Origin of the sequence: Vibrio sp. 1F279 (assembly GCF_041439815.1) — a bacterium.
GTDB lineage: Bacteria > Pseudomonadota > Gammaproteobacteria > Enterobacterales > Vibrionaceae > Vibrio > Vibrio tasmaniensis_A.
The window spans coordinates 113417-127215 of sequence record NZ_JBGOOU010000009.1; the positions used below are offsets into that span (position 1 = coordinate 113417).

The 13799-nt window shown below is 43.9% G+C and carries 11 protein-coding genes; 6 read left to right on the forward strand and 5 right to left on the reverse strand.

Annotated features, from left to right (window positions below; all coding sequences use genetic code 11):
• Positions 1-310: 310 nt before the first annotated feature.
• From ACED60_RS09350 to ACED60_RS09360, 3 genes are all read left to right on the forward strand, one after another.
• Positions 311-460, forward strand: a complete 150-nt coding sequence (locus tag ACED60_RS09350) for a DNA circularization N-terminal domain-containing protein (RefSeq protein WP_371727407.1) — start codon at positions 311-313, stop codon at positions 458-460.
• Between the two features lie 799 nt (positions 461-1259).
• Positions 1260-1916 (forward strand): 2OG-Fe dioxygenase family protein, encoded by a 657-nt coding sequence (locus ACED60_RS09355; protein ID WP_009846467.1) that lies wholly within the window; start codon positions 1260-1262, stop codon positions 1914-1916.
• The gene (locus ACED60_RS09360) at positions 1900-3135 is read left to right on the forward strand and encodes a cysteine desulfurase-like protein (RefSeq protein ID WP_009846468.1); all 1236 of its coding nucleotides are present in this window, start codon (positions 1900-1902) and stop codon (positions 3133-3135) included. The genes ACED60_RS09355 and ACED60_RS09360 overlap by 17 nt, the downstream gene beginning before the upstream one ends.
• 193 nt (positions 3136-3328) lie before the next feature.
• Here the strand turns inward: ACED60_RS09360 and ACED60_RS09365 are convergent, their stop codons facing one another.
• On the reverse strand, positions 3329-4000 hold the full coding sequence (locus ACED60_RS09365; RefSeq protein WP_009846469.1) for a type 1 glutamine amidotransferase domain-containing protein: 672 nt from the start codon (positions 3998-4000) through the stop codon (positions 3329-3331).
• A gap of 239 nt (positions 4001-4239) precedes the next feature.
• Here ACED60_RS09365 and ACED60_RS09370 point away from each other — a divergent pair, with 239 nt between their 5' ends.
• Both ACED60_RS09370 and ACED60_RS09375 read left to right on the forward strand, forming a co-directional pair.
• Positions 4240-5124: a LysR family transcriptional regulator gene (locus tag ACED60_RS09370; RefSeq protein ID WP_371727389.1), complete on the forward strand. Its 885-nt coding sequence runs from the start codon at positions 4240-4242 to the stop codon at positions 5122-5124.
• Between the two features lie 247 nt (positions 5125-5371).
• Positions 5372-6622, forward strand: a complete 1251-nt coding sequence (locus tag ACED60_RS09375) for a diguanylate cyclase (protein WP_371727390.1) — start codon at positions 5372-5374, stop codon at positions 6620-6622.
• A 132-nt stretch (positions 6623-6754) separates the two neighbouring features.
• On the opposite strand, the gene ACED60_RS09380 is transcribed toward ACED60_RS09375, so the two are convergent.
• The gene (locus tag ACED60_RS09380; RefSeq protein WP_102257344.1) at positions 6755-7579 is read right to left on the reverse strand and encodes a DUF2797 domain-containing protein; all 825 of its coding nucleotides are present in this window, start codon (positions 7577-7579) and stop codon (positions 6755-6757) included.
• 302 nt (positions 7580-7881) lie between these two features.
• Between ACED60_RS09380 and ACED60_RS09385 the strand changes: the two genes are divergently transcribed.
• Positions 7882-9177 (forward strand): GGDEF domain-containing protein, encoded by a 1296-nt coding sequence (locus ACED60_RS09385; RefSeq protein WP_102257343.1) that lies wholly within the window; start codon positions 7882-7884, stop codon positions 9175-9177.
• Positions 9178-9473: 296 nt separating this feature from the next.
• Here the strand turns inward: ACED60_RS09385 and ACED60_RS09390 are convergent, their stop codons facing one another.
• The 3 genes from ACED60_RS09390 to ACED60_RS09400 all read right to left on the reverse strand — a co-directional run bounded on the left by ACED60_RS09390 (position 9474) and on the right by ACED60_RS09400 (position 13739).
• Positions 9474-10844, reverse strand: a complete 1371-nt coding sequence (locus ACED60_RS09390; protein WP_371727391.1) for a DASS family sodium-coupled anion symporter — start codon at positions 10842-10844, stop codon at positions 9474-9476.
• A gap of 198 nt (positions 10845-11042) precedes the next feature.
• Positions 11043-11879: an ElyC/SanA/YdcF family protein gene (locus tag ACED60_RS09395; protein ID WP_029224031.1), complete on the reverse strand. Its 837-nt coding sequence runs from the start codon at positions 11877-11879 to the stop codon at positions 11043-11045.
• 171 nt (positions 11880-12050) lie between these two features.
• Positions 12051-13739, reverse strand: a complete 1689-nt coding sequence (locus ACED60_RS09400; RefSeq protein WP_012603704.1) for an NAD-dependent malic enzyme — start codon at positions 13737-13739, stop codon at positions 12051-12053.
• Positions 13740-13799: the final 60 nt, after the last annotated feature.

A 13799-nucleotide genomic window follows, 5' to 3' on the forward strand; every position in this document is an offset into this window, starting at 1 on the left:
ATCGAACTGGGAATGATACACTACTTGAGCTGTACGTCTTTAATTTTTTGTATATAAACGTTCTCGGACGATCTCTAAATCAACCACCAGAATGAAACGCGGTTCTAAGATCGCATGATTTTGGTGTGGAGTGCGAACAGGGCCTGAGCGTCCAATTCCATAACTAATTTTATTGTCATTGCCTAATTTTTATTTTTCTGTAGTTAGTGGATTTTTGACGTGCAAATAACAGTCCAGGTACGCTATATGGAGCGGGCATAATCTCAATATCCTCTCGACCTTTTTTGATGGTGGTAAGCGATTACCACACATTAAAGTTATAGGAACAAAAGCTCGTACCTACACGATTGAAGCGGTGTTTGTTGGTTCCACTTATCTAGTCGATGTTAATGCCCTCATAAATAACTTTGATGTCGAGCCTAAACCTGATCGCGAATTTACTATTCTTGGCTTAGGTTAGCAATGATGCAATCCGAAGTATCAACATACTGTGAACAAAAATTTTATTAGCCTTAACATATCACCATATTTACTACACGAGTGTTCGCACTAAAGCATAGACTCGTTTTATATTGAGCTTTACAAGAACCAGAGACTCTTCTAGTGAAAGGGTTGATGTATCTGAGTTAAATAAAATTTAAGATTGTGTCTTGAGCGCATTTAACGACAAATTTGAAGAACTAAAAAGATAAGGAATTAAGGTGGAATACCTAAATGTAATGCTAGCGAAAAAACACAAATTGATTTAAGGGCGGCCGAGTTCCCCCCGAACTCGACCTGTTCCAGACGCGCAAGCAAAGGCGTTTGGTTTCTGGCTTACTGATAAATTAACCAATTTCAGTTTGTTGTGTAAATAATCAATAGTTTGGCAACTGATAGGTAGATCGTATTTCGATGTGCAAATCATAGAAATGAATGTGGCAACCGTGGTGCCTGAGTTCATGCAAGGAGGCTGGCGTATTGAAGTGAAAGGGCCGACACAATATGAAACTTGTCTTTCTAGTTAATAATATCGTTATTATTTAAATTGTAGGTATTTATAACTGGCTAGTGGAGTGTGCTAGTTTTAAGAGTTGGTCATCTTTTATTCTGGTGTTATACACTGCTTTTTATTTCTAGATTGGATTTAGTGTCTGAATTATTAAATCTGACGGGATAAATGATTGTTTAATGTTGATTTGGCAAGATCTTCAAGTATCCTTTATGTAAATAAAACGTTAAATATCGAAAGTTAATTAACAATCATTAAGGAGTCGATGATGTTACATGCTCACGAAAATACCCTACATATTACCCACCTCAGTAACCATGCAGTTAAGGAGTTGTCACCTTCATTCTCTAAGCTACCAAGCACAGAGCATGCAGATGGCCAGTTCCGATTGAGAAGGTACTCAGTGGTTGAATTCAGTAATGGACAAGTCGTTGAGCTAGACAAACATAACTTTGTTCAGTCTGAAAACATTAATCACTTTCAAGGTGATGTTGTTCGTCAGTTCGAGCCGATTGAAGCGAATATTCTAAGCAGCGAAGGCATGCAAGAGATGTGTGAACTGTTTATTGAAACCAACGGGCTTGAAGACGGGCAAGAAATCGAAATTCATCAGATCCGCATTGCCGCTATTTTTGAAGAAACTCAGGTTGCCCCTGAAGGTGTCCACCAAGATGGTTTTGACCATATCGCTTTGATCGGTGTGAACCGTCACAACATTGTGGGCGGTGAAATCATGCTGTATCAAGATTCACATGAAGCGCCATTCTTTAGAAAGGTGTTGGGCGATGGCGAGGTTGCGATGCTGGCAGACAGTAAGCTTTGGCACAATGCACAACCGATTCGCACCATAGACCACGATGAGATGGGCTATATGGATGTGTTTGTTCTAACAGCTAAGGATGCGCGCAATGTCCTTCACTCTTAATGATGTGCGCCAACAGTTTAGTGCTTTAGGCCAATATCATAACGGCAAGCCTGTGACCTTTTTTGATGGGCCAGGTGGATCTCAGGTGCCAGAAAATGTTTTAGCTTCGATGACCGAATACCTAGGACATTTCAATTCAAACCTAGGCGGCCACTATTTTTCTAGCCAAAAGACGACGAGCTTAATGCAGAAAGCGCGAGAAGCGGCGCAAGCACTGCTTAATGCTGAATCTTCTGGCAACGTTGTGTTCGGTGCGAACATGACATCGTTGACCTTCCAACTTAGCCGAGCGATCAGCCGCGATTGGAAAGAGGGCGATGAAGTTATCGTCACGGCGTTAGATCATTACTCGAATGTTTCGAGCTGGCAGCAAGCGGCAGACGACAAAGGCGCGATTGTTCGCCAAGTTCGCGTAGACGAGTCGGATTGCAGTTTGAATATGGCGCATTTTGAATCGCTGCTTAACGAGAAAACCAAGCTTGTCGCGGTGACGTTTGCTTCGAACACGACAGGCTCGATTGTCGACATGGCAAAAGTTATTGAGCTTGCACATCAGCATGGCGCGCAGGTTTATGTCGATGCCGTGCATTACGCACCGCATCATTTGATTGATGTTCAGCAACTGAATTGTGATTTCTTAGCGTGTTCAGCGTATAAGTTCTTCGGCCCGCATGTGGGCATTGCTTATGTTGCGCCTCAATGGCTACACACGTTAAAGCCTTACAAGGTTGAGCCTGCAACCAATATCGGCCCAGGTCGATTTGAGACAGGTACGCAAAGCTTCGAAGGCCTTGCCGGTGTGATTGCGGCGGTAGATTACTTGGCGCAGTTAGGTGATCCAGCCGATTCATTGCGTTCTCGTTTAGAGCAAAGCTACGCGCTGTATAATAAGCATGAAAGCCAACTCAGTGAGTACTTCCTTAAACGCTTGTCCGATCTTGAAGGGGCAAAGCTTTACGGAAAAACCGAATTTGATTCGAACCTAAGAACCCCAACCTTTGCGATTACCTTTGAGAACCATTCTCCAGAGTTCATCGCCAAGAAGTTGGGTGAGCATAATATCTGTGTGTGGAATGGTCACTTCTACGCACTAGGATTGGTAAAGCAATTGGGTATTGAAGAGCAGGGCGTGGTGCGTATTGGTTGTATGCATTACAACTCGATTGAAGAGATCGACTTGTTGTTTAATGTGCTTGAAGGGATCTTGCGAAGCCACTAGCTGGAGTAATTAGCAAGAAGTCACTAGTACTTTAATAGCGACAAAATTAGAAAAGAGCATACTTCTCTCAATAATATTGAGTAGGAAGTATGCTCTTTTTTGTTTGATTGAGCTTATATCTGTTTAACGGCAGTTATTCTATTAGGACGGTTACTAAGACTAAAACCGTTAATCGATTAACTCCATGACTTAACTAAGACAACTGCTTAACGAGAGCTGCACCTACTGCGTGAGCACTGGTTGGGTTTTGGCCGGTAATCACTCGCTCATCAACAATTACAAGCTCATGCCAAGGTTGAACCTTGTTGAAACGCGCTGCGCTACGAGCAAGAGATTCTTCCAATAAGAACGGAATGTCATTGATGGTGCCAAAGTCGATTTCTTCTTCACGTGTAAAACCAGTCACAGATTTAGAGCTCAGTAACTTCTCCCCGTTGCTCAGGACAATCGGAAGCAGTGCTGCTGGGCCGTGACATACTGATGCGATCACACCGCCATCTTCATAGTGCTTAGCCGTAATAGCTGCGAATTGCTCGTCGGTTGCTAAGTCAGAAAGCAAACCGAAACCACCTGGGTAGAAGATAGCATCGTAGCTTTCTACGTTAATTTGGCTTACAGGAATCGTGTTATTAATGCGGTTCTGGAAGTCATCATCAGCCAGGATCTCGGCGTTTACTGAATCACATTCAATATCGGTTCCGTACAATGGGCCTTTACCACCCTTGATAGACGCGATGTCGTACTCAAAACCCGCAGCAATGATCTCTTTCAGTGCATGAGTCAGTTCAGGCGCGTAAGTACCGTTCGCTTGATCTGTATCGCCTAGTGTTGCGTGGTTAGTTACAGGTATTAGTATTTTTTTCATGATTCGTCCCTTTGAGCACGTTTGTTTGGTTTCAGCGTCGTTGTTTTGCTTTAGGCATCGTGGTTTTTATTTAGAAAACCAAAGTTTTCAATTGAGATGCCGCTGTTTCGTTACCTGTAATACTAGTAGTAAACCATTTGAGTGATAATATGCCGAATAGGCAAAACATTATTGCTATATAGCAATAGTCGGATGTGAATTAGTCGAATGTGAATTCGTTAGACGTTAACAGGTGAAGTATGGATAGCTTTGAAGGTATTAATGAATTTGTTGCCGTAGCGGAGTGTCACGGCTTTTCTGCGGCCGCGAAACAACTTGGTTGCAGTACCAGCCATGTCAGCCGCCAAGTATCGAGATTAGAAGAGCGGGTAGGCGTGGCTTTACTGGCTCGATCCACTCGTATGGTAAGTTTGACGGAGTCTGGGCATACGTATTATCAGCAATGCAAAGATCTGGTTATTGGGCTGCAACAGGCGAATGAACAAGTCACATCTCAACAAGCTCAGTTGAGCGGTACATTACGCGTGAGTGCTGCGGGTGCGTTTGCTGAAAATCATGCTGCCGCGGCGCTGATGGAATTTGCCAAAGACCACCCTGATCTCACTATCGAAATGAACTTCAATACCAATATGGTTAACTTTATTGAAGATGGTATTGATTTCGCGATTCGTTATGGTCGGTTAGATGATTCTGGTTTGGTGGCAAGGAAGCTGGTGGATCGGCCAATGGCAGCGGCCGCGAGTCAGAACTACATCGATCAATTCGGTTCTCCAACACAGCCTGAACAGTTGAAGTGGCACAGCTGTATTATTGCCAACAGTGATCAGTGGTTGTTTGAGAAAGATGGAAAACCGTTAAACGCGGTGCGCGTACATGGGCGTTGGAAAAGCAATAACTCGAGTGCGGTACTTAAAGCTTGTGAAGAAGGGCTTGGCATTGTTTATCTTCCCAAAAGCAGCTTCAATGGCGGTCTTGCCAATGGGAAGCTCGTTCCAGTGCTAGAAGAATATTGGGGAGCAGGTACAAGCAGTTGGATCGTATATCAAAACCGTCGCTTTCTTCCACAGAGAGCAAGGCTGGCTATCGACTTCTTAGTTTCTTATTTTTCCGATTGGAATGAATAACCGAATAGATAATGCTTACATAGCTATACAATATCCTTGTTGTTTTTTGATGTGCGTAATAAGAAGGTGCTATTTGTCTACTTTTGATGACTTACGCTTACGATTGAGTTGTAGAGAAGCCTAAAGCAGTACGATATACTAGATATCATATTAATGTCCCTAACGCGTGATAGATTGTGTGGAAGCGTTGGCAGGATGTGTTGTTATGCTTCGGCTTATGAAGTGTAGCGAGAATGCGGAGTTGGCAATGTCTTCAATAAATTTCGAATCCACGTACGGTGTAATAACGATTCAAGATATGAATGTAGTGAGTGTTGACGCTAACTATGCTCGCATCTATGGATACCAATCACCGGAAGAACTACTTTCTGATATCGATAGCTTTCTAGATCTCATCTCAGAAGAGTACCATGTTTTAGCCTATCAAAATTACCTCGAAACGGTCAGTGGTCAACGAGATCCTCAGGTTCACACCTATACCAATGTTGATCGCAATGGCCGAGAGTTTACCGTGTTTTCTATCGATCATGTGACGGAGTGGCTGGGAAGACCTGCACTGCAAGTCACGGTTATCGATCTTTCCCCTGCGATTCAGCTGCAAAATGCAGTGCGTGAGCAAGATAAGATGTATCACGACATGATCATGCAATCAGGGCAGGGCATCTTGGTTCACCGAGATTTCAAACCGTTGATGGTCAATCAATCCTGGGTAAAACTGCAAGGTGGATCTTCCATAGATCAAGTCTTAGCGCTGGATTCGATTCTTGACTTAGTGCTACAGCAGAATAGCGACGGCATCTATAAACACTATCAAGCGATCGTGTCGGGTGAGTTGTCGGGAACCAGTACCGTGGTTGAAAACATTGGCTTTGACGGTGTTCATCGCTTCTTTAATATTTACGATAATGCAATTACTTGGAAAGGTCAGCGGGCCGTTCAAGTGGTACTCGAAGATGTGACTCAAAAGGTGATGTTGGAGAAGCAGTTGGTTCACCAAGCGAATTACGATGAAATGACGGATCTGCTTAATCGTAGGGCGATTTATGAATGGTTAAGAGAGCACATGTTCTCTAAAAACTACCTTGTCTGTATGCTACTAGATATCGATGACTTCAAGTCGATTAATGACACTTATGGTCATATGGTAGGTGATGAGGTAATTTGTGCTTTAGCTAGCATAACCAAGCGTAATGCCGAGAAAGTTGGTGGAGTAGCAGGCCGTTGGGGTGGTGAAGAGTTCATTCTATTTATCCCCAATACGTCTCTTGAAACAGCTCTCGAAGTTTCAGAAGAGATTCGCCAACAGTTCAATCAAGTCGAGTTCAAAGTGGGTGAACAAATTCGTTTTAACTCTAGCGTGAGTATCGGAATCAGCGATAGCCGAGCGTGTGAAGACGGTGTCACTATTGACGCACTCGTGAATTTAACCGACCAATCTCTTTATCGCGCGAAAGCCAATGGCAAGAATTGTGTAGACGGAGATGTAGTCGCGCTTTAACGCCTAAAACCGTCATCGAAAGCGAATAGAATCGACAACAAAAAATGCCCTCAAGTCATCACTTGAGGGCATTTTAGTTTTTGGCTATTAACTGAACGCTTCTCACTATAAGAAACGTTTAAGTTCTATAAATTAGGCAGACACTTCCACTTCGTAAGAACCAAATTTACGGATGTTAATCACGCCAGTATCTAGGATAAGGTATTGACCTTTAATGCCTTGAAGTACGCCCGTCACTTCAGGGTTCTTATCAAAGTTGTGCGATACAATTTTCACAGGGTGCTGTTCAACTGGGTAGCTCAATGAAGTAATGCTCTCACTGAGCACCTCGATAGCATCATCACCAAACTTCGCTCTGATCTCTTGAATCTTATCTTCTACAAGTGGCAATAGTTCTTTGGCTTTTTCAACCAACTCCATATCGTCACCGTCGCCTTTTAGCAGCGTGCGCCAGTTGGTTTTATCGGCGATGTGTTTTGCTAATTCGACTTCAATAAGGCCAGAGATCTGACGTGTTTTTACCTTCAAAATAGGTAGGCCTTGAGTGGCTCCTTGATCAATCCAACGGGTAGGGATTTGTGTATGGCGAGTGATTCCAACCTTAAGGCTTGATGTGTTCGACAGGTAAACGAAGTGATCGACGAAGCAATTTTCTACACCCCATTGAGGTTCACGACAAGTGCCTTGATCGTAGTGGCAAGTCTCCGGCTTCATTATGCACATATCGCAGCTCGCTAGCTTTTTCATGCACACAAAGCAGTGACCTTGAGAGTAGCTTTTCTTAGTTTTCTTACCACACGAACAACAAAAAATATTACCAGTGTGGGTAAGGTTGATGGTTTTTCCAATCAGAGGGTTTAGCTCTACAAACTCTTCCCCTACAGGTAAACGGTAGGTAACCGTACCATCAAGGGAAGCACTCATTTTCTTGAGTGTTCCTTTTGCTAATAAAGACATGACATTACTCGTTGTATTTTGATTATTATTTCGTCGACTCGAACGCCTTGTAAGCAGTCGCTACGGTTAACGATGATTATGCGATGAGTATAACAAATAGAGCCTCTATTTATACGCAATATTACTTGATTATTGCAGTGAATAATTGAGTGGAAATCCGCCATCTAAATTATAGTATGACATTTTGTTAAGGTGTGATATAACGTTTTTAAGTCAATTGTTAGTATGCAATCTAATGATTAATTTTGCTTGTTTATATCGTCAAATCCCAACTATAGGGACCAAAAGCCGGAAGCTTAGATGTGAAGTGGATTCATAAAATTGTTATCTTTCTAGTTATCGCAACACTTGCCATTGTGCAGTATTACCAGGTAAGTGGAAATCGTGTGATAACAACAATTACTCCTGAACAATATGAATTTATCGCGACCAGCGATCAAGTTGATAGAGGAGTCAGTACCTCCCAATTGTCCTATGAAAATGGGCAGTATATTCTCGATTGTGAGCTTAAAAAATCCGAATATCCTTGGCCTTATTGTGGGCTATCGATTCGTATTAGCCCAGACATAACCACTGGCCTTGACCTTTCGCAGTACCACACCTTTAGAGTCAATATTGATTACCATGCGAAGGCTGATTCTAGTGGTCGTCTGAGAACGTACCTACGTAATTACAATCCTGCTTATTCGGTTCCCGATGATGAGTACACACATAAGTACAATGGGATGGAGTTCTCTCCAGGAATCGATGGTGGCGTGATCGAGATCCCGATCAAAAACTTGCAAGTCATGACGTGGTGGTTAGCGGATAACGAGGTTGCGTTAGAGCATTCAGCCCCCGAGTTTTCAAATGTGAACATGGTTGAGTTTGCTACTGCTTCTGGTGCTAAATTAGGTCACCATCGGATAATTATTCGAAGTATTGAGTTTGAGGGTTCGTATATTTCGGCTGAAAGTCTGTTCCTGATTTTGCTGTTTATCTGGGTGGGTACCGGCACTGTGTTTCTGCTTTCAGAATTACACCGCTCAAGAAAACGTATCGCGATCGCTGAAAAAAGACACCATCACTTAAAAAACGTCAATCGGGCATTGAGAGAGCAAAACTTCGAGTTTTCTGAAAAGGCTCATCGTGATGAATTGACAGGGATACTTAACCGACACGCGATTCGTGATTGGTTGAAAATGCAGTCGCAACAGGTGAAGCAAGGCCACGGCAAGTTAAGTATGATCTACCTGGACATTGACTACTTTAAAAGTGTGAATGACAAATACGGACACCTGATGGGTGATCATATCTTGCGTGAATTCAGTATGGTGGTTGGCAGCTCTATCAGTGCGACGGACAAACTTGTACGTTGGGGTGGTGAAGAGTTTATTGTTTTTTGCCCTGAAACCGAAGCTGGCGAAGCGCAGAGAAAGGCAGAGAAAATCCGACTTTTGGTTAGCCAACATCTTTGGATTCATGGGGATTCTCTCACTTGCAGTATCGGCATTGCCGAGATGAAACAAGAGCGGGTGACAGAGACCATTGCCCGCGCTGATGAAGCCTTATATCAAGCGAAGCATTCAGGGCGAAATCAGGTGATCTTGAGCCACTAATCGGAAGTAGAGTTTATTGGTTTATAAGCCACACGTGCATATGTGACGTGTGGCGTTTTTATGGTTCTTATCCCAATAGCCAAAACAAAAAAGGTGGCGCGGGGCCACCAAAAGGGAAAAGCGTTTCTTGTTTTTAGATGCCCGTTTGGCTGATCTTGCTAGTTAAACGGATCTTGTTAGCAGAGCGGGCATTTTTGTACTGGTTGAGCCGGGGGAAGCTGCAACCAGATTTTTTTTGAGAAGGGGCATTCCTATAAGCACTTGTCTATAAACATACGTCTATAGGACATTAGTGTTTACCAGAAAATCCAAGCGAACAGAGTCAGAACTAGGATACAAACTAGGTTCAACACCATACCTACTCGCATCATTTCTTTTTGTTTGATATGACCAGAGCCAAATACAATCGCATTAGGTGGTGTCGCAACTGGTAGCATGAAGGCACAAGAAGCGGCAATCGCAATCAGTGCAGATAAGATAACAGGTGACATACCCAGCGCTTCAGCAATGGTTGCAAATACAGGGACAAGCAATGCCGCACTCGCTGTGTTACTCGCAAACTCCGTTAGGAATACCACGAAGGCTACCACAGCTAGAATTGTAAGAAGTACGCCTGCTGTTTCTAAAAATCCGCTTAGTGAGTGTGCTAAGAATACGCTGGTTCCGGTCGCTTTCAGAATGTTACTTAAACAGATACCACCACCGAACAGGATAAGTACACCCCAATCCGTTGTCTTCTCAACGTCTTTCCATTCCACGGCTCTAGAAGCGCCAAGCAGTACAATGGCGCCAATCGCTACCAAACTATCAAACTTAGAGAATCCGCCAATCATTGCGTTGATCGGCTTGCCGAATATCCAAAGCGTTACGGTTAAAAGGAAGATAGACAGTGTGATTTTCTTGCTGTTTGTCCACTCGACAGGTGCATGGTCTAACTCGAATTTGTGGTCAAGTTTTGGCTTAGTCATCACGTACAAAATAATCATCGTGATTGGCAGTAAGATCATTGAGATAGGTAGCCCAAGCGCCATCCATTCTGTGAAGCTCAAGCCAACTTCTGCCGCAGCAATGGCGTTTGGTGGGCTACCAACTAAAGTTGCGATACCACCAATCGATGCACAGTAAGCGATGCCTAGTAGCACAAATACATAGGTGTTACGGTCTTCACTTTGGTCAACTTTGTTCATGATGCCTAGTACAAGAGGGAGCATCATTGCTGTGGTGGCTGTGTTTGAGATCCACATTGATAAGCCCGCACTCACACCGAACAACATGAACACGGCGACCGACATTCTGCCTTTTGCTATCAGCAATACTTTGTCAGCTATCGCTTTATCCAGCTCTTGCTTGTTCAGTGCGGCTGCCAACGCGAATCCGCCCATGAATAAGAAGATGATGGGATTCGAAAAGTTAGCCAGTGCTGCGGGCGTGTTGAATACACCAAACGAGACAGCCAATAGGGGAACGAGCAAAGCGGTGATGCTGACGTGGATAGCTTCTGTTAACCATAGAATGGCAACGAACACGAGAATACTTAAACCCGTATTCACTTGCGCTTCGAATGGCAGGGAATTGAGCAAAACTGAAAATAGCGTGAAATTACCAATTAATATCATGCTGTTGCGGGTAAACAACCAGTGTTTCAGTGTAGTAACAAGTGCCGTCATAAGACGCTCCTTTTGTTTATCCTCGTTTTATTGGTGCACGACTTCGTTGAGCGGTGCTTATTATTTTCGAGGTATATAGACTTGATGTAGGGTCAGACTTTGTTGGGAGAATGTTACTCAAGTTAATAAAGGAGTGTTGGTGTGTTTTTGCTTAACAATGGGGAAGTGTGAGGCAACAAATTCAAAATGTGTAGTTTTCTACACATCGGTCTCTGCTGGTTCTAAAATAGGGCTTACTGAAGGAGTTGCAATCGGATTTTCAGTAGGGCTTGCTGTGGGGTCTGCTATAGGGTTTGCACTGGGGTCAGCAATAGGGCTAGGAATCGGCAATGATTCTGGTTTTGGACTGGGTTGGATCGGCTCTTTAGGGCCAAGGAATTTTGGCGTAGTACCAATAATATACAGATCAAGAAACGCTTTGGTACGTGCAAACACTTCACGTAAACGTATTGAGGTTCCTGAATGATGGGTTGGTCCTGAAACCGCCAAACACTGCGCATTAATATCGTAAGAGTTAGCGATAAATAGCGCTCTTTCACAGTGGAACTTCTGAGTGATGATTAGGAAGTTATCGGTATCGAATATCTTTTTGGCGCGAACAATCGAATCTAGGGTTCTGAACCCCGCATAATCTAGATTGATGCGTTCATCGGGGACGCCCGCTTTTAACAAGTCGCGTTTCATCGTCCACGGCTCATTGTAAGAGCGATGAGCGTTATCGCCACTCAGTAGAAATTGGTCTACCTTTTCACGATCGAACAGCTCAATTGCCGCTTCGATTCGGTGCTTATAATAGTCGTTGAGTGTTCTACCTAAATATTTGCTTGTGCCAAGCACTACGGCGACCTCAAGCTCGGGCACTTCATCTATATCGTAGATGATGCGATCTTCTGCTTGCCATGAAACCCAATAATCGATCGCAATAACCGCAGCGCTGCCTATTAAGAACACGAGGAAAGCGCCAAACAGAAAACCTTGCAGTTTTTTGTAAGCTTTTAATAAGTGGCTACGGAAAATGTGAGAATCAAATTTCACTCTCGGTATGGTCCTTTGACTGAGCAATAATTTTTGAGTGCTCGATAATACCAAATAAAAATGAGAAAAATCAGTTAAAAAGACAAGACAGTGTAAAGAAAAAAGCCCCCGCAGTTGCAGAGGCTCTTGTAAGAGTAGTTAACGCTCTTTATTCCAAGCGCAGCACGTTTATTAGAATGCAGTACGCTTGTAGCGACGGTAAACCGGCTGCCAGAAGTGCTGGTCAATCGCTTGTTGTAGTGCTTCTTCAGTGATCTCTAGAGCAACACCTTGCTCAATCGCTTTTTTACCAACGGCAAAAGCAATCTTTTTAGATACGGTGTGGATCTCTTCCAATGGTGGAAGTAGAGCACCTGAGCCATTGATAGCAAGTGGGGAGCACGTTGCAAGTGCTCGGCTTGATTCCATTAGCATTTCGTCAGTGATGCGTGAAGCATTCACAGCCAATACACCAAGGCCAATACCTGGGAAGATGTAGCTGTTATTACACTGAGCGATTGGGTAAGTGGTGCCGTTGTGAACCACTGGCTCAAACGGGCTACCTGTCGCAACAAGCGCTTGGCCGTCAGTCCAACGAATAATGTCATTTGGTGTTGCTTCAACACGGCTTGTTGGGTTTGACAGTGGGAACACGATAGGGCGTTCGCAGTGAAGGTTCATCTCTTTGATGACTTCTTTGCTGAACAGACCCGGCGCACCAGATACACCAACTAATACTGTTGGTTTCGCGTGGCGAACAACGTCTAGTAGAGAGAAACCAGTGCCGTCGCTTTCCCAATCTTTGGTGTTCGCGTTGGTTTGAACTAGACGCTGTTGGAAATCAAGCAGGTTTTGCATGCCTTCCTGTAGCAGACCCCAACGGTCAACCATGTAAACTTGAGAGCGAGCTTGTGCATCGCTGATACCTTCAGACACCATTTGAGCAATGATAGCTTCAGCAATACCACAACCTGCAGAACCCGCACCTAAGAAGGTGATGCGTTGGTCTGACAGTTTGCTGTTCGCTGCTTTACATGCTGCAAGTAGAGAACCAACCGTTACAGCGGCTGTACCTTGGATATCATCGTTGAAACAACAGAGGCGATCTTTGTAGCGTTCAAGCAGTGGCATTGCGTTCTTTTGTGCGAAATCTTCGAACTGAACTAATGCATCAGGCCAACGGCGTTGAACGGCTTGAATGAATTCTTCAACAAATGCATCGTAATCAGCACCCGTGATACGAGGGTGACGCCAGCCCATGTACATTGGGTCAGCAAGACGCTGCGGGTTGTTTGTACCCACATCGAGCACGATTGGTAGCATGTAAGCTGGGCTGATGCCGCCACAAGCTGTGTAAAGTGCTAGTTTACCAATTGGAATACCCATGCCACCGATACCTTGGTCTCCCAAACCAAGAATACGCTCACCATCCGTAACCACGATAACTTTAACGTTGTGGTTTGTCGCATTGTTCAGTAGGTCATCGATACGATCGCGGTTCGGGTATGAGATAAACAGACCACGGCCACGACGGTAAATATTTGAGAAGTTCTCACATGCTGCGCCAACTGTTGGCGTGTAAATGATAGGCATCATTTCAGAGATGTGGTTTTGAACTAAACGATAAAAAAGCGTTTCATTAGTGTCTTGGATGTTACGAAGGTAGATATGCTTATCCATATCACTTTCGAAGTTACAATATTGCTTGTATGCACGTCCTACTTGCTCTTGGATTGTTTCGGTTGTTTCCGGTAACAAGCCTTCAAGGTTGAAAGAACTGCGCTCTTCAGCAGAGAATGCGCTGCCTTTGTTTAGAAGAGGGGTACTTAGTAGAGCAGGACCAGCATAAGGGATATATAGAGGGCGTTTATCGTTGTTCATTAGATGCCTAATATGGGAGAAAGGGTAACCGAAAAATGATAACGGTTTAGTTATTCAATT